Source organism: Rhodococcus sp. 06-418-5 (assembly GCF_002258285.1).
Taxonomy (GTDB): domain Bacteria; phylum Actinomycetota; class Actinomycetes; order Mycobacteriales; family Mycobacteriaceae; genus Rhodococcoides.
This window is the reverse complement of record NZ_NOYE01000008.1, coordinates 72881-95543: the sequence shown is the minus strand read 5'-3', so window position 1 is coordinate 95543 and position 22663 is coordinate 72881. Positions and strand designations below refer to the sequence as shown.

The window sequence follows — 22663 nt, the reverse complement described above, 5'->3', positions numbered from 1 at the left end:
GAGGAGTCGGCTTACGGATGCCCCGAATCAGGAATGGGCCGAGCGGCCTTGGCGAGACGGTCGATGAACCGCGGCAGCGATACCGCATGTGGCTCCGAGCCCTGGCGCATCGAACTATGCGTACTTGGCGTCCGCCCCGTCGTGGTGAATCGGACCGGCCGTACGTGTCAGTGGCAGCGCACTACCCCCGCGTCGCACGGCGACGAATTCCGCCGCGATGGCCAGCGCAGTTTCCTCGGGTGTTCTGGCTCCCAGGTCCAAGCCGATCGGCGACTTCAAGCGTGCGAGCTCCTGCTCGGTCAATCCGACGTCACGCAGCCGGGCCGCGCGATCGTCGTGAGTCCGGCGCGATCCCATAGCCCCCACGAATGCGACGGGCAGTCGCAGAGCTACCTCGAGCAGCGGCACATCGAATTTGGCGTCATGGGTGAGCACGCAGATCACTGTCCGGGCATCGACTGCCGTCCGCGCGAGATAGCTGTGCGGCCATTCGGTCACCACCTCGTCGGCATCGGGAAACCGTGCAGCAGTGGCAAATACCGGCCGCGCATCGCACACCGTGACGTGGTAGCCGAGAAACTTGCCCACCCGAGCGAGTGCGCCGGCGTAGTCGATGGCTCCGAAGATCAGTAGCCGCGGGGCGGTTGCGTAGGACTGCACGAACACGTCGAGGTCCGGCCTGCACCGCACCGACCGAATGCCGGTGCCGCCGGAGTCCAACATCGCCTGCGCTTCGCCGACGACCACCGCGTCGACGTCGGCGAAACCGGTCGTGCCCATTGTTGCCGAAGACGAGACCGCAAGTGACTGTCCGGAGCCGTCGAGCATCGTCACCGTGGCGACTGCAGTATCCGACGCGATGGCCGCGAGTACGGACCGCGGCGGCCCGAGGCGGACGAAGACCTCGATCACACCCCCGCAGGTCAAGCCGACCGCGAACGCGTCGATATCGCTGTAGCCGAACGACTCTCGTTTGGACTCGCCGGTCTCGAGTACCTGCAGACACAATTCGTACACCGCGCCTTCGACGCACCCGCCGGAGACACTGCCGACGGCCTCACCGTCGGCGCAGACCGCCATCGCGGCACCCGGAAGTCGTGGAGCACTTCCGGACACCGCGATGACTGTCGCCACCGCGTAGGGAACACCCGCGTGGTCCCAGGCGGTCAGACGATCGACGATCTCTTTCACGTTACGAGATTCCCAACGCTTCTTCGATCGGGTGCAGGGCGAAGTAGATCAGGAAGATGCCCGACATCAGATACAGCAGCCAATGCGTCTGACGCGCTTTACCTTTGGCGAGGCGGACGAGGGTGTACGCGATGACACCCGCCGCGACTCCGACGGTGATCGAGTACGTGAAGGGCATCAGCACGATGGTCAGGAAGGCCGGGATCGCGATTTCGGTGTTCTCCCAGTCGATCTTGCGCACGTGCGTCATCATCAGCGCACCGACCAGAACCAGGGCCGGGGCCGCAGCACCGACCGGAACCACGCCGGCCAGCGGAGTGAAGAAGATCAGGCTCGTCAACAATCCGCCGGTGACGACGCTGGCGAGACCCGTTCGCGCACCCTCGGTGACCCCCGCCGCGGACTCCACGACGGCCGTGTTCGCAGATCCGTTGATCGCACCACCGACGATGGCACCGATGCCGTCGACGGTGAGGATGCGGCTCAGACCGGGCATCCTGCCCTGCTTGTCGACCAGTCCGGCCTCTTCACCGACTCCGAGGATGGTACCCATCGCGTCGAAGAAGCCCGAGAGAACGAGAGTGAACAGAACGACCGACGCGGTGACGATTCCGGCCCGAGCGAACCCGCCGAACAGGTCGACGTTGAACAGCAAGTCGAATTGTGGTGTGGCGACGATGGAATCGGGCACCTTCGGAACAACCGGTCCCCAGGCCTCCGGTGCGATGTCGAACACCGAGTTCAGGACGATCGCCAGATTGGTGGCCACGAAGATTCCGATGAGCATCGCACCCGGCACCTTCCGCACGAACAGCATGATCATCAAGATCAGGCCGACACAGAAGACGAACACGGGCCAGCCGGCGAGCTTGCCGAACGTGCCGAGGGTGACCGCGGTGGCTGCTGACTCGTGGTGCCCGACGAACCCGGCGTCGACGAGTCCGATGAGCGCGATGAACGCGCCGATTCCGACACCGATCGCCTGTTTGAGGACCAGAGGTATGGCATCCATGATGAGTTGACGCACGCCGGTGAGAGCGAAGACCACGATGACGACGCCCTCGAGAACCACCAGTCCCATCGCCTGCGGCCAGGTCATGTACGGGGCTGCCTGGAACACCACGATGGGCGTCACCCCGAGGCCGGCCGCCATGGCGAGGGGCGCGTTTCCGACGACCCCCATCAGGATGGTCGTCAGACCGGCCGACAATGCCACCATGGTCGACAGCTGAGCCGGATCGAGCGTGGCACCGGTGACATCGCGGGCATCACCGATGATCAGCGGAATGAGGACGATCAGGTAGGCCATGGCCACGAATGTGGTGACGCCACCGCGAATTTCGCGTGAGAGCGTCGAACCGCGACCGGTGATGTCGAAGAACTTGTCGATCTGGGATCGACCTCGCCCACTTTGGCGAGTGCTGGATGTGCGTACGTCGGTCATGATCGGCCCTCCCAGGGCGTGATCAACCTCGTCGAGCGTGGGGCCGGGCCGACGTGCCGGGGGATTTGGCGTCGGTGCGGTTGTGCCGGATAAGGTTTCGTCGAATGGTGATGGAACTCGGATCAGCTGTTGATGATGTGTTCGGGTCGAACGGGCACGCGAGTCAACGCGAGCCCGGTGGCATTGCGGATGGCTGCGACCACTGCGGGCGTCGACGAGAGGGTGGGTGGCTCACCCGCACCGCGAAGACCGTACGGTGCCAGGGGATCCGGGTTCTCGAGGATGTCCAGCTTCATGGGCGGCATGTCCAGAATGGTCGGAATCAGGTAGTCGGTGAACGACGGGTTCTTCACCAGACCGTCCACGACGACTATTTCCTCCATCACCGCCAGACCGAGGCCCTGCGCTGTGCCGCCGTGGATCTGGCCCTCGAGCGAGAGGCGGTTGAGAATCTTGCCGACGTCCTGCACGGCCGCCATCTCGACGACCTTGACCAGGCCGAGTTCGACGTCGACGTCCACCACGGCGCGATGGACACACAGTGCGAGCTGGGTGTGGCTCGCGCCCTGTCCGGTGACCGGATCCATTCCGCTGGTGGGGCGATGGTGGAATTCGCGGGTCTGCTCGATGACTCGGTCGCCGAGCACATCCTCGATCGTCGCCAGCACACCGTCGGTGGCCGAGACGATCTTGCCGCCGTCGAGGCTTAGGTCTGCCACCGCGCGACCCAGGTACAGGCCGGCCAGGACGAATACCGCCTCGCGCACGGCCTCGCAGGCGGTCTTGACCGCCCCGCCGGTCATGTACGACTGCCGTGACGCCGAGGAAGATCCGGCATTGCCGACCTTGGTGTCGGCGGGGTGAATGACGACCTTGGTGACACCGAGCTCGGTGCGTGCGATCTGCGCCTCCAACGTCACCAGTCCCTGCCCGACCTCGGCGGCGGCGGTGTGAACCAATGCTGTTGCCTCGCCACCGATCACCTCCAGTCGAACGCGCGCGGTGGAGTAGTCGTCGTAGTTCTCGGAGAAGCAGATGTTCTTGATGCCGACGCCGTACCCGATCCCGCGTACGACGCCTTCGCCGTGGGTGGTCTGCGATGCCCCACCCGGCAAATTACGGATGTCCGACGCGTCCACGGGAGCAGGCAGTTCCATCGCCTCGGCTCGGGCGAGCATCTCGGCGAGCGGGGCGGGCGCTTCGATGACCTGGCCGGTCGCCAGGATCGATCCCTGGCTGACGGCGTTGATCTGCCGGATCGCCACCGGACCGATGCCGCAGGCCTCGCCGAGCTTGTCCATCATCGACTCGTACGCGAAACATGCTTGTACTGCGCCGAATCCACGCATAGCGCCGCACGGCGGGTTGTTGGTGTACACCCCGTACGCGTCGATCTCGATGTTGGGGATGACGTACGGTCCGACGCCCAGAGAGGCGGCGTTGCCGACCACGTTGAGGGTGGCGGAGGTGTACGCGCCGCCGTCGAGGATGATCTCGACATCGGCGAACACGAGCTTGCCGTCGCGAGTCGCACCGTACTCGTAGTGCATCTGCGCGGGGTGGCGGTGCACGTGTCCGAAGAACGATTCGTAGCGGTTGTAGACGATCTTGACGGGCTTTCCGGTGTGCATGGCGAGCATCGCCGCGTGGATCTGCATCGAGAGGTCCTCGCGGCCACCGAATGCTCCTCCGACGCCGGCGAGCGTCATCCGGATCTTCTCCTCGGGCAGTCCGAGGCAGGGCCCGATCTGCGCGAGGTCGTTGTGCATCCACTGGGTCGCCACGTACAGGTCGACGCCGCCGTCCTCGGCCGGAACAGCCAGTCCCGATTCGGGTCCCAGGAACGCCTGATCTTGAATGCCGACGGCGAAGTCGCTGCTGACGATCACGTCCGCGGTCGCCCGAGCGGCTGCGACGTTGCCGACGCGAACCGGCTGATGGCGGGCCACTCCGCCGCGTTCCTGCACCTTCGGGTAGTTCGGGTCGAGGGCTGCGCGCCGGGCATCGGTCAGGGGTTCGAGCACGTCGTAGACCACGACGATCTTTTCCATTGCACGCCGGGCAGTTTCGGGATGATCGGCGGCGATGAGTGCGATCGGTTCGCCTTCGTGCCGCACCTCGTCGAAGGCCAGGACCGGCTGGTCCCACGTGTGGTCGAGTCCGAAGCATTTGCGTCCCGGCACGTCGTCGTGGGTGAGCACGGCCTCGACGCCAGGAGTCGCCAGAGCCTGGGAGATGTCGACCGAGATGAGCTTCGCCCGGGGATGAGGGCTGCGAAGCGTTGCGCCCCAGAGCATGCCGTCGATGAACAGGTCCGACGAATATGCGAACTCGCCCTTGACCTTCAGAGTGCCGTCGGGTCGCAGTGGGCTGTCTCCGACGCGACCGCGTCCCGGTGCGGGGATGTCGGCGGGAGCTTGCCGGGGTGTGGTGGTCGGGGCGCTCACAGCACGTCCTCCGCGAGTTTCATCAGGCGACGGTGCGCATCGGCTCCGGCGCGGCCTATTTCGTCCTGCGGTGCGCTGGTCAGGACATCGTTCTCGACGATCGTTCGACCGCCCACCATCAACCGCGCGAGCGGTGGTGTCTGCCCGTAGGCGAACGCGACGACGGGGTCGTCCACGGCCGAGTAGAAACCGTCCGTGCGCCAGATCGCGATGTCGGCCAGCTTGCCGACCTCGAGCGAACCGATCTCGCTCTGCCGTCCCAGTACCGTTGCTCCGCCCAGTGTTCCGATCTCGAGTGCCTGACGCGCCGTCAGTGCGGTCGGTCCGTACTTGGCTCGTTGCATGTACATCGCCTGTCGCACTTCGCCGGCCAGCGGCACCATTTCGGCCGAGGCCGAACCGTCGACTCCGAGGCCGACGGGTGCGCCTGCGGCGAGTAAGTCGGAAATACGAGCGATGCCCGCGCCGAGTCGTGCGTTCGAGCTCGGGCAATGAGCGGTACCGGTACCGGTGGCCGCCATCTTCGCGATATCGGAATCGTGCAGGTGTACCGCGTGGGCGAACCACACGTCGTCACCCAGCCAGCCGACCTGCTCCATGTACTCGACCGGGGTGCAGTTCATCTGAGCGAGGCAGTGCTCTTCCTCGTCGAGGGTCTCGGCCAGATGCGTATGCAGGCGAACACCTTTGGCGCGGGCAAGCCCCGCGGACTCCACGAGCAATTCTTTGCTGATGGAGAACGGCGAGCACGGTGCGACCGCGATGCGGAGCATCGAACCGAAGGACGCGTCGTGGTAGGTGTCGATGGCCTCGGCCGTCGCGGCGAGGATGTCGTCGAGCGATTCGACCACCTCGTCCGGCGGCAACCCGCCGTCGGACACGCCTCGGTCCATCGAGCCGCGGCACGGCTGGAATCGGACGCCGATGCGTCGTGCGGCATCGATCTCGGCGGCGAACAGATCGCCTCGGCCCTTGGGGAAGATGTAGTGGTGATCGGTGCTGGTGGTGCAGCCCGACTTGGCGAGCCATCCGAGACCGGCGGCTGCGGCTCCTCCGACCACCTCGGCGTCCATCTTCGACCACGGCTTGTACAAGGCGACAAGCCATTCGAAGAGCGTGTTGTCCTTGGCGAGGCCCTGGGACGCCCACTGGTACAGGTGGTGGTGGGTGTTGACCAGGCCGGGGGTGACGAGGCAACCCGTCGCGTCGATATTCTCGGCCCCGGCGATCACCGGTGCGGGGCCCGAGCCGATGGCGCTGATCGTGGTGCCCTCGACCACGAGATATCCGGAGGGAATTTCGTCCCCGACGATGGGTGCGATGTACGCACCCGAGATCACCGTGGTCATTCGGCTTCGGCCTTTCGTGTAGCAGCGAGCCGAACTGCATCCAGGATCTTCTCGTATCCGGTACAGCGGCAGAGGTTTCCAGCGAGAGATTCGCGAATTTCGACGTCCGACGGGTTGGGAACGCGCTCGATCAGGTCGTGCGCCTGGACCACCAGTCCCGGGGTGCAGAATCCGCACTGAACGGCTCCGCACTCGACGAACGCCTCTTGCATCGGGTCGAGCTTGTCGCCCTCGGCGAGACCCTCGACGGTACGGATCTCGCGGCCCTCGACCTGACCGGCCGCCACCAGGCAGGCGCAGGCCGGAATGCCGTCGAGATAGACGGTGCACGAACCGCATTCGCCCTGTTCGCACGCGTTCTTGGACCCGGGTAGTCCCATGCGCTCGCGGAGCAGGTACAGCAGACTTTCGCCCTCCCAGACGTCGTCGGCTTCCATGTCTTTACCGTTGATGGTGCAATTGACTCGCATGTTTCAGGCCACCTTCCGTGCGGCTGTGAGGTCCCGCCATGCCCAACCCAGTGTTCGCCGGGCCATCACGGACAGGGCGTGCTTGCGGTAATCGGCAGTGCCACGTACGTCGTCGATGGGACTTGCTGCCGCACTGACCAATCGGCCGAACTCCTCCGACACCCGAGGATCGAGAGCACCGTCCCACTCGAGTTCGGCCGCGAGGTAGTTCTCGGCATCGTAAGCCCGGCGCGGCGTCGGCGCAGCGGAGCCGAGACCGGTACCGACGCGACCCTCCTGTGGAAACAGTGCGATCGAGAACGAGCAGACGGCGATGACCATGGCATTGCGGGTGCCGATCTTCGAGAAGTACTGCGGCCCTGCTGCCGGTGCCACGTGGAAGGCGCGAATGAGTTCGTCGGGCAGGCAGGAATTACGTTTGACGCCGAGGTAGAACTCGGTCGCGGGAATCATGCGCACGCCGCGCTCGGCCGATTCGACCTCGACGGTTGCGCCCGCCGCAAGCAGGGGTGCGTGCAGATCACCGGCGGGGGACGCGCCACCGAGGTTGCCGCCGACGGTGCCGCGGTTGCGGATCTGCGGGGAACCGACGGTGCGGGACGCCTGGGCGATGCCGGGAAGCCTGTCACCGAGCTCGGCGATGATCCGTACGTACGGAACACCTGCTCCCACCCGCAGGGTGCCGTCGGGAAGCTGTTCCCACTCGGTGAGCTCGGTGATCGGGTTCAGGTCCAGCAATCCCCCCGGACGATGCAGATCGAAGTTCATCTCGACCATGACGTCGGTGCCGCCCTGGATGGGCACCAGGTCGACGTCGTCGGCCTTCGCGGCCAACGCGTCGCCCCAGGTCTGTGGTCGCAGGAAATCCATGTTCGGTGCTCCGCTCGCTGTCGATACTTCGTGTTCACCCAGTACAGCCGCCGCGTGCGATGCGAACGAGAGACAGGAACGACGAAGTATGACGCCGATCACAGTGTAGGTTTTGGAGGATCCTACGAAGAGGAGGTCGATTCACCGTGCGGCTGCGTGATCTGGCTGATCTCCCCGATCTGGAACTGCAGCCGATCGTCACCCCCGAGCACTTCGATCCGACGATCAGATGGGTCGTGACCACCGACATGCTCGATCCGAGCCGCTACCTCAGCGGCGGCGAGCTGGTGCTTACCGGTCTGATGTGGCGGACGGGCCCCGAGGACTCGATGACGTTCGTGCGGGCGGTGTCCAAGGCCGGCATCGCAGCGCTCGCGGCATCCGACGACGGCGTGGTACCCGACGATCTGGTGGATGCGTGCCTCGAACACGGGCTACCGCTCTTTCGTGTTCCGGCCGACATCGCTTTCGCCACGGTCACCGAGAGTGTCGTCCGACAACTGTCGACGGCGAGAGCATCGGACCTGAGTCTCGTGCTCGACCGGCATCGACGCCTCGTGGCGAGCGCAGGCCCGGGCGGCGGACTGGGCCCGCTGCTGGAGATGGTCAGTTCCGATCTGGGCATGAACTGCTGGGTGGTCACTGCGTCGGGACGGGTACTCGCCGGATCCGACAACCCGCCGGACACCGAGGCCGTGGCGCAGGAATTCATGACATCGGTGCGGCTGCCGCGGTACTGCCGAGAGCAGCGGGTGTCGGTGTTCGCCGTCGATGGAGAGTCCGCACCGCGGGTCGTGGATTGGTTCGTGGCATTCGAAAGCGATTGGCAGACATGGGATGCACCGAGGCTGTCTCTGGCCGGGCAGCTGGCATCGATCGTGGCCGTGGAGCGCGGTCGCGTCGACGACCGTCTCTCGGGGTCGGGCATTCTGGCCCAGGAGTTCGTGCGCACGATCGTCGGGGGCGCGACGCCCGCCGACGTCCTCGCCCAGATGGACGTCATCGGACTCGACACCGAAACACGCTACGCTGCAGTGGCTGTGGCCACATCCGGCGAGCCGTTGCGGCTCGGTGAGTTACGTCCGTTGCTGCGAGAAGTGTTGGCACCGTTGGAGATCACGGTCGGGATCGTCGACGACGAGGCCATCGCGTTGGTGGAGGCGCGAACCGACCGAACCGATTCCGTTCGGCGAGCCGTCCACACGCTGGCACCCGGACTGATCGGTAGCGGCACCTCGATCGGTGTCAGCGCACCGACCGCGCCCGCCGACATCCGAAGTGCGATAGAGGAAGCGCGCTACGCCCGCCGGCTCGCCGAGCGCCGTGGCTCGGACTGCAGCGTCGTCGGGCACGACGAATTGGCAACGCTGACAATACTTCTTGCCAACGTTCCGGGTGACGTGCGACGCATGTTCACCTCGCGGCTGCTGACTCCCCTGGTGGACTACGACGACCTGCACAACAGCGATCTCGTCGAGACACTGTCGGTGTACCTCGACACCAACGGTGCCTGGACGCGTTGCGCCGAACAGCTGCACATGCACGTCAATTCCGTCCGATATCGCATCCAGCGCATCGAGGAACTCACCGGTCGTGATCTGTCGCGACTGGAGGACAGAATCGAGTTCTACTTGGCACTTCGGCTCAGATGACCAGTGTGGGCGGGAGCGGAGCCTGCGGAACGACCCATAGACTGGGGCCATGGCTCTCATTGCATTGTTGGATCTGACGTTCAAGCCCGAGTCCGTCGCCGAGGCCCGTTCGTTGTTGCGGACGGTACTCGCCGATACTCGCGCATTCGAGGGCTGCCTCGGAGTCGAGGTGTGGGTCGACGAGGAGAACGAGGCGCACGTGATTGCCTACGAGACGTGGGAGTCGGTCGAGGCCGATGCGAAGTACCGCGAGTTCCGCGCGGGTCCGGGCAAGATCGTCGAATTGCCGCCGCTGCTCGCCGCAGCGCCGTCGTTGACCAAGTTCACCGTCGATTCGTCGATCTGATCCCGGAAGGTTCGGTCACGTCGCCACTCGTCGGTGGGAGTGCGCGGACGCCGGTTCCGGTCGGCCGGTGAGGAAGCCCTGGACCATCTCGGCCCCGAGTTCGTTCGCCACCTGCAGTTCCCCTTCGGTCTCGACGCCTTCCAGGATGACGGCGGCGTCGATCTTCCGGGCCAAGTCGATGATCGCGGCCGCGGCCGCTCGCCGCAGGGGATCACGGTCGATTCCGTGGACCAGCGCGTAGTCCACTTTGAGGATGTCCGGGCGCAGTTCGATCACGTGACGTAGACCGGCGAATCCGGCACCGACGTCGTCGATGGAAATCTGCACTCCCGCAGCGCGGAGGGTGTCGATGGCTCGGGTGACCGCGAGGTAGTCGTCGACACGCTCGTGCTCGGTGATCTCGAGATAGAACGTCCGCGACGCCAGGTGCGGACGTAGTCGATCGAGCAGGTTCGTCGTCCGGATGGTGTCGGCCGATGCGTTGAGCGAGACGAACGATCCCGGCGGCAGCTCGTGCATCGCGTCGAGCGCCCTGTCGAGTGCGGCTCGTTCGAGGCGGGGGCCGATGCCGGCCTCGGTGGCGTCGCGGTACCACGACAGCGGAGATCCGGCACCGAAGGGAAAGCGCGAGAGCGCCTCGAAGCCGACCACGGATCCGGTGACGGTCTCGCAGATGGGCTGAAAGAAGATATCGGGGCCGCCGGATGCGATGAGTTCGTCGATCCGGATCCGCGTCTGCTCGTGCGAGTTCGTTTCGGGAAGACGATCGGACGACACCGCGTTCCCGGAGGTTCGCGACTTGAATCGGTACATCTCTATGTCGGCCAGTGCGATCAATCGTCTGACAAGGACGTGAATGCTGGTCTCCGAATCGAGTGCTTCGACCGCGGATCCGAGGCTGGTGGTGAACCGAGGTCCGTCGAACGTCTCCTCCAGGGCGGCTCGAATCCTGTTGTCCGACTGGATGATCTCCTCGCGAGTTCCGGCTCGGACAACCACGAACTCGTCGCCGCCCAGTCGTGCGACCGCCGACCGATCGCCCACGGCCTCGGACAGGCGTCGGGCGACCTCGATCAGGACGGCGTCGCCCGAGGGGTGCCCGAATCTGTCGTTGATCTGCTTGAAACGGTCGATGTCGAGGACCGTCACCCCCACGGCGTCGCCTGCCTCGGAAGGCGAGACGCCGAGGGTGTCCACGGTGTCCAGCAGACCGCGGCGATTCCACAGGCCGGTCAACGGGTCGCGCAGCGCCCGTGCGGCCTTGAGTCGGAGCTGCCCGATGTAGGCCTTGATCATGAAGGGGGCGGCGTACAGGGAACCGATGGTGACGATGCGGGACGCAGCAGACCACGGATCGGCACCATCGACGACGGCCAGGACACCGAGCGTCAGCAGAGTGACGGTCGCGACGGCGAGGTGCAGCATCATCATCCGGTAGGAACTTCCGACGACGATGAAGGCGGCGACGATCGCGAACATCGCGCAACCCGGCATCGCGTCGAAGTGGGTCCGAAAGGCGAACAGAACCGAGACGATGCCGACATCGGCGTACAGGATGTAGGCCATGGCCAGGCGTGGGGATGTCCAGGGACGGAGGTACCAGGCGATGGCCACGGGCACCGTGGTGGCCGACGCGAGGAGAACCGCGATCGAGGCCGAACCGGAGAACTGCCCCGCCGGGATCATCAGCACCCCGGCCAGTCCGAACGTCAGCGTCATTCCGCTGATGAAAAGACGAACCCAACGCTCCTCGGCGGTGGGGATGAACTCTCCCAGATCGGAAATCGCAACGCCCTCCGTCGAATAAGGCCCCCCACCTGCATGAACGCTAGCACTCGGGGTGTTCACGCACCCCGAATCGGACCAATCAGACCATGTCTCGCTTGGTTAGCCACCGCAAGGTCGGCCACCCGAGAAACACCGGCAACCAGCAGGTCAGGACGCGATAGAGCAGGACCGACGGGACGGCGATGGAGGCGGGAACGCCGAAGGCCGCGAGACCGCCGATGAGCGCTGCCTCCACGGCACCCACACCGCCCGGCGTCGGCGCCGCGGAAGCCAGAGTCCCGCCGATCATGGTGACGACCGTGACCGTGACGAACGTGGTGCCGCCGCCGAAGGCCTCGATGCTCGCCCACAAGGCGAGCGCGGCACCCAACGTCGTCGCCGCGCAGCCGAGGATGATGATCGAGAAGCGTTTGGGGTCGCGGGCGAGTTCGCCCAGTTCACCGAGGACCTCTTTGATCTGCGGTCGGACGGCCACTTTGAGCCAGCGGCGCAGCTTGGGTACGAACATGAACGTACCGACGACACCGAAGGCCGCACCCGCGAGGAGATACAACACGGTGTTGCCCGGCACCATGTTCGACAGCCCGGACGACGTGCCTGCGACGACGCTGAAGAAGATCAACAGGCTCACGTGCGTGATCACCTGGACGGACTGCTGCAACGCCACGGCAGCCGTCGCGCGGACCGTTCCCAGACCGCCCTTCTGCAGGAACCGAACACTCAGGGCCAGTCCGCCGACACCCGCGGGAGTCGTGGTTGCCGCGAACGTGTTGGCGACCTGCATCACCGTCAGATTCCAGAAGCTGACTTTGCCCAGTGCACACGCCCACAACGCGGCTCCGGCACCGACGTACGTCAGAGCCGACACCGACAGACCGAGCAGAGCCCACCACCAGTTGGCCGAACCGAGTTCGGTGACGAACGCGGGAACCGCACTGATGAACGGATATGCGACGTAGACCAATCCGATCAACAACACGAGCGAGATGATCTGGTTGCGGCTGAATCGGGTGACCTGTTCGGCCTCGATCTTGGCGGTGCCGGTCTGCTCCAGAACCTCGAGCCGAACCGCCTTCATCGTCTTGTCGGCGTCGAGTACCGATTGGCGAATACGAGGCGGGATGGCGGACTTGGTCAATCGACCCGAGGCCGCGATCACGGTGTCGAAGCCGAGTACGTCGACGGCGGTGGCGACGGCGCGCTGAGAGCCGAACAGGTCTGCCGTGGTGAGCAACAACTGCGCGACGTCGGATTGCATCTGGGAATCCGACGCACCCAGTTCGGCGTGGCCGAAACCGCAGAAGAGGGCCTTGCCGTCGTGGATCCTCAGCTCGCCACGGTGCAGGTCGCCGTGGGAGATCTGATTCTCGTGCAGGGTGTTCAGGGCCGACCACAGAGCGCCGAGGGTGGCGTCGTCGTGCTCGGCCTCGACCGGATCACCGATGGGCAGACTGTGCGCGTACAGGGTCCATCCTCTGTCGAGCGCTGCCACCGCCAACGGGTGACTGCCTGCCGCTCCCAACCCCTTGATGGCCAGACCCATCAGGGCGCGATGCTCGACTGCCCGACGCATCGACGCGTGCAACGGCGCAGTCTCGCTGCCGCGCAGCGTGATCCACCGCCAGGACTGGCGCAAGGCACCGCCGCTGCGCTGATTCTGCCCGTACAACTCGACCACCACATCGGCGTCGGGAGTGTGCGCGTTCAGCACCAACGGGCCGGGGCCGGCCGGACGGACGACGGTGAAGCTGCGAACGGTGACACCGCGGCTGTGGAACAGACGAACCGCCGCGTCGAGCGGAACCTCCAGCGCCGGTGTGCCGACGAGCAACACGATGACGGCTCCGACGAGCCAGCCGACCGCGAGTCCGAGCATCGAGCGAGCCGGAACCACGGTGGAGACGACCAGGTGGATCGGTACGAACGCGAGCAACAGCGTCCACCATGCCCGACGCCACTTCGCGGGGAGACCGGGGCCGGAGACCGTCAGCGCCGCAGCCAACATCGCGATCCAGCGCGAATCGTCGAGGAACTGCGCGAGGAACGTGTCGAGCCGCTCGGGAACGTCGAGGTCCCAGGTGGGAGTGGAGATCCCGGTTCCGGTGATCGACAGCGCCAGCGCGGCCAGCAGTGCCGCGGCCGCGTACCCGGCGAGCAGTTTCCATTTGCGGCCCGCGATCAGTCCGATCAGGACGCCGAACGGAAGCGCGAGAATGGCGACTCCGTAGACGATGTAGACCGCATTGGATTGGTCGGGGCTGAGCACACCGACGATGTTCGACACCGATTGCTCGAGCGCATCCCACTGATTTCTGGTGATCAGCGAACCGGCGATCACCACGCCCAGCAGAGCCGAGGCCGACACGACCCGAATGATGTCGCTGGTTCTTCGCACCAGCGGCTGAAGCAGGCTCCCCGCTACGGGAATGTCCCGCCCATCCACACGCATGGGGTCAACCTACCGTGCGGTACGCCTGCGGAGTTCGTTGCGGACGGTTGGCCATTCGGATTCGATGATCGAGAACACGACGGTGTCACGCAACGAACCGTCGGACATGCGTTGATGATTGCGCAGAATCCCGTCCTGCTTGGCACCCAGTTTCGCGATCGCCGTCCGCGATTGCAGGTTCATCCAGTGGGTACGAAATTCGACGGCTATGCATCCCAGTTCCTCGAACGCATGCGTCAACAGCAGCAGTTTGCTCGCGGGATTGGTGCCGGTTCCGTGCGCGGAGCGGGCATTCCAGGTGTATCCGATTTCGACGCGACGGTTGGTGGCGTCGGCGTTGCAGAATGTCGTCGCTCCGATGATCTGCCCGGTGTCGTTGCGGCGCAGTGTGAACGGAAGCATCGTGCCCGCGTCGAGCAGCCCGAGTCGACGGTCGATCTCGGCCGCCATCTCCTCGGGCTTCGGGACGCTGGTGTACCAGAGGTTCCACAGCTCGCCGTCGCGCGCGGCGTCGCACAGACCTTCGAGGTGATCGTGGCTCAGCGGCTCGAGGGTCACGAGATCGTCAGTGAGGGTCACCGGCTGCAGAAAGGACATTCGCCGACGATACGTCGGATCTGCCCGTCCGGGAAAGCGCGATGATCAGTGCTGCTGTGACGGCAACGGCCACCACGACGAGGGCGATCACTTCGGTGAACGCATGGGCGTAGGCGTCGGCGAACCCTTGCCGCCCGGCCGCCGCTGCCTCGGCGTCGGCTTCGTCGGGCACCCGGTCCCGGACGAAGATCGCCAGCAGCCAGGCGTAGCCGGCGACCATCACGGCCTCGCCACCGATGCGGAAGAGATTGAGTACTCCTGCTGCGGTGCCGCTGCTGTGCGGCGGAACTGCCGCGAGCGCTTCGCCGTCGACCAGACCGATCGGCAGCCCGAAACCGAGCCCCAACACGATCATCGGGACCACCACGGCGGCCAGCGACAGGCCGGGTTGCAGGGCCAGCATGCCGAGATTTCCGAGAACCAGGAAGCCGAGACTCGTCAGGATCACACGGTCGGGGGTGACGGCCTCGAAGACGACGATGGACCTGGCGACCGCCAGCGGAGCGATCAGCACCGGAATCGTCATCGCCAGCATGAACAGTCCGGCTCGTCCGGGAGTCAGGGACGCGACGGCACCGAGCGCGGTGGGCAAGTAGGTGAGCAGGGTGACGAATCCGATGGCTCCGGCGACCGGGACCAGGCACAGCGCGAGGAAGCGGCGGTTTCGCAGCAGGCCGAAATCCGGCAGTTTCGACGGTGTGGATGTGCTTCGCACGGCAGGAAGAGCCAGCGTCCCGACGGCCGCGACGAGCAGAACGAGGGCCTGAGCTGCGAACACTCCCCGCCAATCGAGCACGGCGATCAGCAGTCCGGAAATGGTCGGCCCGAGTGCCAACCCCAGTCCGTTCACGGTGCCGAACAGGGCGAACGCGGTTGCTCGTTCGGTCCCCTGGAAATGGAGCGAGAGAATCGACGTCGAGCCCACCAGGACAGCCGCGGCACCCGTGCCGGCGAGGACCCTCGCGGCGTCGAGCAGAAGCAGCGAGGACGCCAGAGCGCTGACCAGGCTGGCGACGGCGGTCAGCACGACGCCGATGCGAAACGACGTGCGGTGTCCGATGCGATCCGAGACCGCACCCCAGACGACGGTGAACAGCGCGAACGCGACGTTGAAGCCGTTGACGACCCACTGGAGCTGCGTCGGGTCGGAGCCGAGATCGGCAGCGATCACCGGGATCGCGATGGCTGTGCCCGAGATGGACATCGGTACGACGAACTGTGCCGCGAGTACGACCGGCAGAACCGCTCTCATGGATCCCCCTGCGCTGACGTAGGTACGATGACTTTCGTACTAGAACAGGTTTGAAGGTACGACGCAAGTCGTACCTAGCGAAAGGTGGCGTCGATGGCGGACGAGAACGGGCACCCCGAACCCGACGAGATGCAACTCGGTGCAGTGATGTCTGCACTGGCGGATCCACTGCGCCGCAAGGTGGTCACCGAACTCGTCGGCGACGACGACGGTGCCGAGCGCACCTGCATGTCGTTCGAGCTAGGCGTCACGAAATCGACTCTGACGCATCACTTTCGCGTGCTGCGCGAAGCGGGTCTGGTGTTCCAGGTCGACCGCGGCAACAGTCGCAAGGTGACTCTGCGACGCCAGGAGCTCAACGATCGATTCCCCGGCCTGCTGGATCTGATCGCCAACGAAATCCACTAGCTCGCTGCCCCGAGTGGGCTCTACGGTGGCAATCATGCACATCGCCATGATCGGCACGACTGCCCCCAGTCACATCTACCCATCGCTGGCCGTGATTGCCGAGCTGGTCCGGCGAGGGCATCGCGTCACCTATGCCGTCGGTGACTCTCTGCGGCATGTGGTCGAACCCGCGGGCGTCGAGGTGGTGCCGTTCTCCTCGATACTTCCCGACGGAGAGGGCTCGTGGCCGGACGATCCGGCGGCGGCGATGCAGGTCTTCCTCGACGAGGCCATTGCGTCGTATCCCGTGCTCACCGCGTTCTACGACGACGATCAGCCGGATCTGTTCCTCTACGACATCGGCGGAATGACCGCTCCCGTACTCGGCGTGCGCTACGGCGTTACGGCCGTACAACTCTCGCCGACCTACGTGGCGTGGGACGGATACGTCGCGGATCTCGGTGATGCGATGACCTCTGTTCGGGAGTCGACAACGGGCGTTGCGTATCGCGACACCTACGCATCGTGGTTGCGAGACAACGACATCGACGCCGATCCCTGGGAGTGGATCACCTATCCGACGCACTGCCTGTCACTGATTCCACGAGTGATGCAACCCAACGCGGATCGGGTGGCCGACTCGGTGCAGTTCGTCGGACCGTGCCTGGATCCGGTACGCCTGAACGACCGCAGCTGGACCGCGCCCGAAGGACCGATCCTGTACATCTCCTTCGGCACGGGCTACAACGAGCGACCCGACTTCTACCGACTGTGTATCGAGACCTTCGCCGACACCGACTGGCACGTGGTGATCTCCATCGGCCGACGCGTCGATCCGGCCGCGCTCGGCGAGATTCCTGCCAATGTGGAACTGCACGAACATCTTCCGCAGCTCGCCGTGCTCGATTCGGCCACGGTGTTCATCACCCACGCCGGGATGGGTGGGTGCACCGAGGCCCTGTGGTTCGGCGTACCGACCGTGGCGGTCCCGCAGGCGGTCGATCAATTCGGCAACGCGGCGATGCTCGCCGAACTCGGCGTCGGCGTGCACCTCGAATTCGAGAAGGTGACCGCCGCGAGCCTCGCAGGCGCTGTCGCGGGCGCGCGCGAATTGACCTCGCGCGCAGCCGAGATCAGTGCGGAGGTGCGATCACACGGAGGCGTCGACCAGGCCGCGGATACGGTAGAGGCCTTTCTCGGCTGACCTCAGTCGAACGCGCTTCCGCTGCCGGGGAACGACGAGGCGGTCTCGACGGTGACCACGGTGGATTCCTGTTGCACCTTGTACGAGGTCCACGGGAGCGGAGTCAAGAATTCGTCGAGCCCGGGGTAGTCGGAGATCCACGCGGTTGTGGTCTCGCCCTCGGTGGACGTGCAGGATGCGAGGACGACATACGAGCCCGCCGGAACATCGGCGATCGTCTGAACCGTCGTGCCCGGCTGAGTGTCCCCGTTGGTGTACAGCGACTGACCGTTTCCGATCACCTCGCCGACCGGAGGCAGTATGCCGTTCGGGGCGGGAGCCAAGGATGTTCCGCAACCGATCACCGTGCCCGATGTGTTGGTGATCGTGTTGGTCACGCTGGTTCCGTCGACAGCGAACGAGAACGTGATGTCTCCGGGTTCGGCGGCAAGGGCCGACGTAGGGGCAGCAAGGGCCAGGGTTGCGCAGGCCGTAGCAATGGTCAAGGTGCGCAATGTCGTTCGCATGAAGGATCCTCGTCGTCGAGTGGCATCGTTCGGATCAGAGTCTGCCTCAAAATAGACCGTTTGGCACTTTTCGGGCGCAGAGCCGCAGACGCAATCGGGAAACGTGCGAATCCTCCGTTCGAGAGCGACTCGCATTGCCGGATCGCGGTTTGCGGCGGCGATCGGTACCGATGAGATTCGGGCCCGGGAGTGGTCTGTCTTTGCATGAACACATTCACAATCGATGTTCCCGGGGCAACCGTCACCTACGACGTTCACGGAGACCTGTCTGCCGGTTCGGTTCCACTGGTGTTGATCGGGTCGCCGATGGATGCCGGGGGCTTCGCCGCTCTCGCCGCGCAGTTCCAGGATCGAACGGTGGTGACGTACGACCCGCGCAACACCGGTCGAAGCACGCGGGACGATCCCACGTCGGCGGTGACACCGGCGCAGCACGCCGACGATCTCCACGTCCTTCTGCAGAACCTGGGAGTGGGGCCGGTCGATATGTTCGCCTCCAGCGGAGGGGCGGTCAACGCACTTGCCCTGGTCGCGCGCTACCCGAGAGATCTGCGCACGTTGATAGCGCACGAACCGCCTGCGGGAGGAGCACTTCCGGACCACGATGCACTGCACGCGGTGTGTGAGAGGATCGTCGCCACCTACGATGCCTCCGGCATCGGACCGGCGATGGCCCAGTTCATCGCACTGGTGATGCACCGAGGAGAACTGGATTCGCAGTACCTCGAGCGCCCTGCGCCCGATCCGTTGGAGTTCGGGTTGCCCACCCAGGACGACGGCCACCGTACCGACCCGCTGATGGCGAACATGCGCGGCGGGGTCGTGAGTTTCCTGCCCGACGTCGACGCTGTGAGGGCCGCGAACACCCGCGTCGTCATCGCGGTCGGTGCGGAATCGAACGAGGAGATCGCTGCTCGCGCCGCCTACGCCGTCGCGGCACTCCTCGGCACCGAAGCGGCGGTGCTTCCTGGCGACCACTCCGCCTTCACGGGTGAGAATCCCGCCGAATTCGCGAGGGCGTTGCGCGAGGTGCTCGCATGAACGCCGTCCGGGAGCGTCTTGTCGTGAGCCGAACGATTGCCGCGAGCCCCGCCGAGATCTTTGCCGTGCTGACCGACCCCAACCGACATCAGGACACCGAACCGGGCGACTGGGTGCGGTCGGCGGTGGATGCCGATCGCATCACGGCAATGGGACAAGTCTTCGCGGTCAACATGTTTCACGAGATTGCGGGTGGCCACTACGTGGTGCACAACCTGGTGATCGCGTACGTGCAGGATCGAACCATCGCGTGGTTGCCGGGAGCGCGGAGGGAGGATGGGTCCGTCGACCATGGCGGGTGGTGGTGGCGCTACGACCTGGCGGCGGCGGCCGAAGGAACGACGGTGACTCTCACCTACGACTGGACCGACACCCCGGAGGCCGTCCGCGCCCATGTCGGTGGACTTCCGGCGGTACCAGCCGAGTTCCTCGAAGCGTCGTTGGCTTCGCTGGAGTCGAGCCTGCGTGAATCCGGTGCAGCCAGCCGCGCCTAGCGCGGCCCGATGCACCCGATTCAGTCCTCGAGAACGCTGACGCTCACGCCGTACGGCAGGAATCGGACGCGTCGACGCGGGTCGGTGTTGTCCTTGTGTGCACGGAGGGCATCGAGTTCGGTGGCGTAGAGCTGATCGATCTGCGGTGAGCCGGCGTCGTCGACGCTGTAGATCGCCCAGACTCCGTCACCTTTCTGACCTGTGGTTTCGGGCTCCGGCGGAGCTTTGGGTGCCCCGGTGCCGGAGGCGAACAGCGAGCCGACCACCTCACGCAGGCCCTCGGTTGCCTCACGGGCGAACTTGTCGAAGTCGTCGGATCCGAATCCGAAGGGTCCTTGGTTGGCCATGGCTGTACCTCCTCAGGTGATACTCCAGTATGCGCGTTTTTCCCGAACAGCCGCCGAGCGTCCGAACGTTCACCTTGCCGGGCAGCACCGATCCGGCCATGGTGTTCCTGCACGGGCTCGGCTCGGCGGGCGTCCCGGCGTTCGGGGCGATCGCCGCGGACATTGCTTTCGAGGGCAGGGAACGGGTACTGCCGGATCTGCTCGGGTTCGGATTCAGCGACCGTCCGCACGACATCGGCTACTCTCTCGACGACCATGCTGCTGCCGTTGCCGGCCTGCTCGATGATCGGAATCTGACCTCGGTCGACCTCGTCGGCCACAGCCTGGGTGGATCGATCGCCACCGTGCTCGCGTACCGGAGGCCGGATCTGGTGGGCCGACTGATCGTGCTCGAACCCAATCTGCTGCCGTGGGACGGCACCGCGAGCGTGGAGATCGCCAGGCAGTCGGAGAGCGAGTTCGTCGACACCGGTGTGGCCGAGCTGATCGCCGACGCCGATCCGGAGTGGGCGTCCACCCTGCGCGTTGCCGATCCGGTCGCCCTTCACCGCACTGCGGTCGGGCTGTGTGTGGGACCGGAGCCGACGATTCGGTCCATGCTCGAGTCGGCAACTGTCCCCAGGGTATTCGTGTACGGAGATCGCACGGGCCCGCCGAGTCGGGAGGCCGAACTGATCAGCGCTGGAGTCGAGGTCGTACGAGTCGCCGATGCCGGGCACGTCATGATGGCCGACAACCCTGCCAGTGTGGTCGAGGTACTACGCGCCGCCCTGCTGTAGTCGTGCTCCGATCGAGTTGTGCAGAGATCTCAGGGAGTTCTGGCCGAGCGAGACCGTCTGCGACTCGACGTACCGCAACAGATGTGAATCGTCGAGAACCTTCTCGCTCGATTGGATCAGCACCGTGCCGGCACCGGTGAAGTCGAACTGGCGCTCCTCGCCGCTGTTGGCACCGAGAAATCCACGCGCCGCGCCGAGGAAGTTCTGCATCCAGTCGGCGTCGAAGTGATGCGAGGGTGACGGGCAATCAGCCCATCCCACAAGCGCTTCCGGGTCGATGCGCAGCGGCGGCTCGGCGAACATGACGGTGCCGTTGGACGAGGCCAGGAACTTGCCGGTTCCGAGCAGAGTGAGAAATCCCGGGACGATGGACTGCTTGAGATCCAGAGTCGGCTCGAACGCAAGGAGATTCGACGCCCGGATGGTGAGGTTGCCGTCGTCGAGGTCGTAGCTGTTGATGTTGAATCCGCGGTCGCCGAGGATGAGCTTGCCCTGGCCCTGCGCCAGTACCCAGTCGTTCGAGTACAGCGGAGACGAGAACCGTGCCGCGACGATGGCGGGCATGGAGGTCTGCCCGAGCGGCTCGAAGCGAACGTTGCCGTAGTAGGCGATCATCGCGCCCTTCGAGGTGAACCACGGCTGGCCTGCCAGTTCGACGCAGAACGCGTAGTCGTTGCCGGGGACGTTGTCGTTGACCGGCAGCGTGTACGGGGTGTGGATGTCGAGACCCATGAGATTGCTCCTCAGAACTTCTGCTCGGACGCCTGCACCCACACGGTGCCCATGCCGGTCATCTTCAGCTGAATCGCCTCACCGCTGCCCTTGCCGACGGCGTCTCGCCACCCGACGTTCGCCGAGATGTCGACGTTGATGTTGCCGATGTGGCAGACGTACGCCTGCGGATCCACCACGACCTGAGGGTGATTCGGTCCGACCTGCAGCGGAGTCGCGCCGCCGTGCGAGAGAACCGCGACGCTGCCCTGACCGGTCAGTTGGGTCGTGAACAAACCCTGCCCGGTCATCGCGCCGCGCACCGCTCCGCGAACACCGCCCTGTGAGGTCAGGGCCACGATGGAACTCTGAAGGTAGCCGTCGTGCACCAGAAGTCGATCGGCTTCGACGGTGAGCATCGAGGACCCGTCGAGATGGATCACCTCGATGTACAGCCCGGCGTGGCCGTAGAAGACCTCGCCCTGACCCTCGGCGGCCATCATCGCCACGTGCTCGCCTGCCATCATCCGGCCTGCCATCCCCGCCATGCCGCCCATGCCCGGCATGGCTCCGGCCGAACCGCCCATCGAGTGCGGAACGAACCGTACGTCGCCGGTGTAGTAGAGCATCGATCCACGACGCGCGAGCACGCTCTGATTGGGTGCCAGAACGGATTTCACGACTTTGCTGTTGACGAGTTCGAGCGGCACGTCAGCGCTCCTCGGGTTGGATGTAGACGACGCCCTGGCCGTCGAAACGGAGGGAGAACGCCTCGCCGCTGCCGCCGCCGATGGCGGAGCGCCACGTGACGTCGGTGACGAAGCTCTGATTCAGTTGGCCGCGGTGGGCAACGAACGCGTCGGGATCGACGACCAAGGGATACTGGGGGTCGACGGCGAGGGCGATGATCGGCCCACCCTTCGACAGCAATGCCACCGTTCCCGATCCGCTGACGACGGTGGTGAACAAACCTTGCCCCGACGATGCGCCGCGAAGGCCGGAGAACTTGACGTCGGTGCCCAGTTGCCCTGTGAGAGCAAGTAACTGGGAGGATTCGACGTGGAGGTTGTCGCCCTGGACCTCGACGAGAGTGATGTCCTGAGCGTCGACGGCGAAGTAGACGGTGCCCTTGCCCGACACGTCCATCAGCGACAGCGACTCGCCGGTCACCTTCTGTTTGAGTGCGGCGCGAAATCCGCCGCCGCCGCCCATGCCTGCGTTCTTGAAGGTGACGTCGCCCTCGTACGCCACCATGGAACCCGACATCGCGCGCAGGGAATCGCCGGTCAGGTCGGCGACCAAGACACGGTGCCCGTTCATCCTCAGCTGAGCCACGGGG

The 22663-nt window shown here is 65.3% G+C and carries 22 protein-coding genes; 7 read left to right on the top strand and 15 right to left on the bottom strand.

The features are described 5' to 3' along the window. Positions 1–114 precede the first annotated feature (114 nt). The 6 genes from CH274_RS02130 to CH274_RS02105 all read right to left on the bottom strand — a co-directional run bounded on the left by CH274_RS02130 (position 115) and on the right by CH274_RS02105 (position 7771). Complete coding sequence (locus CH274_RS02130) at positions 115–1191, bottom strand: XdhC family protein (RefSeq protein WP_218829187.1); 1077 nt, start codon at positions 1189–1191, stop codon at positions 115–117. A gap of 1 nt (position 1192) precedes the next feature. Continuing rightward, positions 1193–2635: an NCS2 family permease gene (locus tag CH274_RS02125; RefSeq protein WP_094646172.1), complete on the bottom strand. Its 1443-nt coding sequence runs from the start codon at positions 2633–2635 to the stop codon at positions 1193–1195. 122 nt (positions 2636–2757) lie between these two features. Next, on the bottom strand, positions 2758–5082 hold the full coding sequence (locus CH274_RS02120; protein WP_256993454.1) for a xanthine dehydrogenase family protein molybdopterin-binding subunit: 2325 nt from the start codon (positions 5080–5082) through the stop codon (positions 2758–2760). Continuing rightward, positions 5079–6431 (bottom strand): 8-oxoguanine deaminase, encoded by a 1353-nt coding sequence (locus tag CH274_RS02115; RefSeq protein WP_179275613.1) that lies wholly within the window; start codon positions 6429–6431, stop codon positions 5079–5081. Before CH274_RS02115 ends, CH274_RS02120 begins: the two co-directional genes overlap by 4 nt. Continuing rightward, a complete protein-coding gene (locus CH274_RS02110) occupies positions 6428–6901 on the bottom strand; it encodes a (2Fe-2S)-binding protein (protein WP_032396847.1) in 474 nt (157 codons plus the stop codon). Before CH274_RS02110 ends, CH274_RS02115 begins: the two co-directional genes overlap by 4 nt. Before the next feature lie 3 nt (positions 6902–6904). Continuing rightward, on the bottom strand, positions 6905–7771 hold the full coding sequence (locus tag CH274_RS02105; protein ID WP_094656782.1) for an FAD binding domain-containing protein: 867 nt from the start codon (positions 7769–7771) through the stop codon (positions 6905–6907). Positions 7772–7917: 146 nt separating this feature from the next. On the opposite strand from CH274_RS02105, the gene CH274_RS02100 reads away from it, so the two are divergent. Together CH274_RS02100 and CH274_RS02095 are read left to right on the top strand one after the other, a co-directional pair. After that, on the top strand, positions 7918–9423 hold the full coding sequence (locus tag CH274_RS02100) for a PucR family transcriptional regulator (protein ID WP_256993453.1): 1506 nt from the start codon (positions 7918–7920) through the stop codon (positions 9421–9423). Between the two features lie 49 nt (positions 9424–9472). Beyond that, entirely contained in the window at positions 9473–9769 is a 297-nt protein-coding gene (locus CH274_RS02095) for a putative quinol monooxygenase (protein WP_032396844.1), read from the top strand. Between the two features lie 15 nt (positions 9770–9784). Here CH274_RS02095 and CH274_RS02090 read toward each other — a convergent pair whose 3' ends face one another. The 4 genes from CH274_RS02090 to CH274_RS02075 form a co-directional block, all read right to left on the bottom strand. Further along, positions 9785–11488, bottom strand: a complete 1704-nt coding sequence (locus tag CH274_RS02090) for an EAL domain-containing protein (RefSeq protein WP_032396843.1) — start codon at positions 11486–11488, stop codon at positions 9785–9787. A gap of 148 nt (positions 11489–11636) precedes the next feature. Further along, a complete protein-coding gene (locus tag CH274_RS02085; RefSeq protein ID WP_094629122.1) occupies positions 11637–14006 on the bottom strand; it encodes a lysylphosphatidylglycerol synthase transmembrane domain-containing protein in 2370 nt (789 codons plus the stop codon). A gap of 9 nt (positions 14007–14015) precedes the next feature. Then, complete coding sequence (locus CH274_RS02080; RefSeq protein ID WP_032397303.1) at positions 14016–14603, bottom strand: GNAT family N-acetyltransferase; 588 nt, start codon at positions 14601–14603, stop codon at positions 14016–14018. After that, positions 14572–15855: an MFS transporter gene (locus CH274_RS02075; RefSeq protein ID WP_032396841.1), complete on the bottom strand. Its 1284-nt coding sequence runs from the start codon at positions 15853–15855 to the stop codon at positions 14572–14574. The genes CH274_RS02080 and CH274_RS02075 overlap by 32 nt, the downstream gene beginning before the upstream one ends. A 93-nt stretch (positions 15856–15948) precedes the next feature. Here CH274_RS02075 and CH274_RS02070 point away from each other — a divergent pair, with 93 nt between their 5' ends. Both CH274_RS02070 and CH274_RS02065 read left to right on the top strand, forming a co-directional pair. Then, complete coding sequence (locus CH274_RS02070; protein WP_032396840.1) at positions 15949–16263, top strand: ArsR/SmtB family transcription factor; 315 nt, start codon at positions 15949–15951, stop codon at positions 16261–16263. 34 nt (positions 16264–16297) lie between these two features. Beyond that, complete coding sequence (locus CH274_RS02065; RefSeq protein ID WP_094656781.1) at positions 16298–17446, top strand: macrolide family glycosyltransferase; 1149 nt, start codon at positions 16298–16300, stop codon at positions 17444–17446. Positions 17447–17448: 2 nt separating this feature from the next. Here the strand turns inward: CH274_RS02065 and CH274_RS02060 are convergent, their stop codons facing one another. After that, positions 17449–17952 carry a hypothetical protein gene (locus CH274_RS02060; protein WP_094656612.1) on the bottom strand — a complete coding sequence of 168 codons (504 nt, stop codon included), beginning with the start codon at positions 17950–17952 and terminating at the stop codon, positions 17449–17451. Between the two features lie 204 nt (positions 17953–18156). Here CH274_RS02060 and CH274_RS02055 point away from each other — a divergent pair, with 204 nt between their 5' ends. Next, entirely contained in the window at positions 18157–18993 is an 837-nt protein-coding gene (locus CH274_RS02055; protein ID WP_094656611.1) for an alpha/beta fold hydrolase, read from the top strand. Next, entirely contained in the window at positions 18990–19487 is a 498-nt protein-coding gene (locus tag CH274_RS02050) for an SRPBCC family protein (protein ID WP_094656610.1), read from the top strand. Before CH274_RS02055 ends, CH274_RS02050 begins: the two co-directional genes overlap by 4 nt. A 20-nt stretch (positions 19488–19507) precedes the next feature. On the opposite strand, the gene CH274_RS02045 is transcribed toward CH274_RS02050, so the two are convergent. Beyond that, on the bottom strand, positions 19508–19834 hold the full coding sequence (locus tag CH274_RS02045; protein ID WP_032396836.1) for a hypothetical protein: 327 nt from the start codon (positions 19832–19834) through the stop codon (positions 19508–19510). Positions 19835–19863: 29 nt separating this feature from the next. Here CH274_RS02045 and CH274_RS02040 point away from each other — a divergent pair, with 29 nt between their 5' ends. Beyond that, positions 19864–20613 carry an alpha/beta fold hydrolase gene (locus tag CH274_RS02040; protein WP_094656609.1) on the top strand — a complete coding sequence of 250 codons (750 nt, stop codon included), beginning with the start codon at positions 19864–19866 and terminating at the stop codon, positions 20611–20613. Here CH274_RS02040 and CH274_RS02035 read toward each other — a convergent pair. The 3 genes from CH274_RS02035 to CH274_RS02025 are packed head-to-tail and all read right to left on the bottom strand — an operon-like array spanning position 20593 to position 22644. Then, the gene (locus tag CH274_RS02035; protein ID WP_045197553.1) at positions 20593–21345 is read right to left on the bottom strand and encodes an AIM24 family protein; all 753 of its coding nucleotides are present in this window, start codon (positions 21343–21345) and stop codon (positions 20593–20595) included. The genes CH274_RS02040 and CH274_RS02035 overlap by 21 nt on opposite strands. A gap of 11 nt (positions 21346–21356) precedes the next feature. Beyond that, positions 21357–22034, bottom strand: coding sequence for an AIM24 family protein (locus CH274_RS02030; protein WP_032396834.1), 678 nt, complete (start codon positions 22032–22034; stop codon positions 21357–21359). Position 22035: 1 nt separating this feature from the next. Continuing rightward, positions 22036–22644: an AIM24 family protein gene (locus CH274_RS02025; protein WP_094656608.1), complete on the bottom strand. Its 609-nt coding sequence runs from the start codon at positions 22642–22644 to the stop codon at positions 22036–22038. Positions 22645–22663: the final 19 nt, after the last annotated feature.

Bases quoted from the DNA above. Each gene is read 5' to 3' on its own strand.
- CH274_RS02095 (WP_032396844.1), top strand. From the start codon at position 9,473: ATGGCTCTCATTGCATTGTTGGATCTGACGTTCAAGCCCGAGTCCGTC.
- CH274_RS02070 (WP_032396840.1), top strand. From the start codon at position 15,949: ATGGCGGACGAGAACGGGCACCCCGAACCCGACGAGATGCAACTCGGT.
- CH274_RS02085 (WP_094629122.1), bottom strand. From the start codon at position 14,006: ATGCGTGTGGATGGGCGGGACATTCCCGTAGCGGGGAGCCTGCTTCAG.
- CH274_RS02115 (WP_179275613.1), bottom strand. From the start codon at position 6,431: ATGACCACGGTGATCTCGGGTGCGTACATCGCACCCATCGTCGGGGAC.
- CH274_RS02110 (WP_032396847.1), bottom strand. From the start codon at position 6,901: ATGCGAGTCAATTGCACCATCAACGGTAAAGACATGGAAGCCGACGAC.
- CH274_RS02105 (WP_094656782.1), bottom strand. From the start codon at position 7,771: ATGGATTTCCTGCGACCACAGACCTGGGGCGACGCGTTGGCCGCGAAG.
- CH274_RS02075 (WP_032396841.1), bottom strand. From the start codon at position 15,855: ATGAGAGCGGTTCTGCCGGTCGTACTCGCGGCACAGTTCGTCGTACCG.
- CH274_RS02060 (WP_094656612.1), bottom strand. From the start codon at position 17,952: ATGCGAACGACATTGCGCACCTTGACCATTGCTACGGCCTGCGCAACC.
- CH274_RS02045 (WP_032396836.1), bottom strand. From the start codon at position 19,834: ATGGCCAACCAAGGACCCTTCGGATTCGGATCCGACGACTTCGACAAG.
- CH274_RS02050 (WP_094656610.1), top strand. From the start codon at position 18,990: ATGAACGCCGTCCGGGAGCGTCTTGTCGTGAGCCGAACGATTGCCGCG.
- CH274_RS02080 (WP_032397303.1), bottom strand. From the start codon at position 14,603: ATGTCCTTTCTGCAGCCGGTGACCCTCACTGACGATCTCGTGACCCTC.
- CH274_RS02125 (WP_094646172.1), bottom strand. From the start codon at position 2,635: ATGACCGACGTACGCACATCCAGCACTCGCCAAAGTGGGCGAGGTCGA.
- CH274_RS02035 (WP_045197553.1), bottom strand. From the start codon at position 21,345: ATGGGTCTCGACATCCACACCCCGTACACGCTGCCGGTCAACGACAAC.
- CH274_RS02090 (WP_032396843.1), bottom strand. From the start codon at position 11,488: ATGACGCTGACGTTCGGACTGGCCGGGGTGCTGATGATCCCGGCGGGG.
- CH274_RS02025 (WP_094656608.1), bottom strand. From the start codon at position 22,644: ATGAACGGGCACCGTGTCTTGGTCGCCGACCTGACCGGCGATTCCCTG.
- CH274_RS02040 (WP_094656609.1), top strand. From the start codon at position 19,864: ATGCGCGTTTTTCCCGAACAGCCGCCGAGCGTCCGAACGTTCACCTTG.
- CH274_RS02065 (WP_094656781.1), top strand. From the start codon at position 16,298: ATGCACATCGCCATGATCGGCACGACTGCCCCCAGTCACATCTACCCA.
- CH274_RS02055 (WP_094656611.1), top strand. From the start codon at position 18,157: ATGAACACATTCACAATCGATGTTCCCGGGGCAACCGTCACCTACGAC.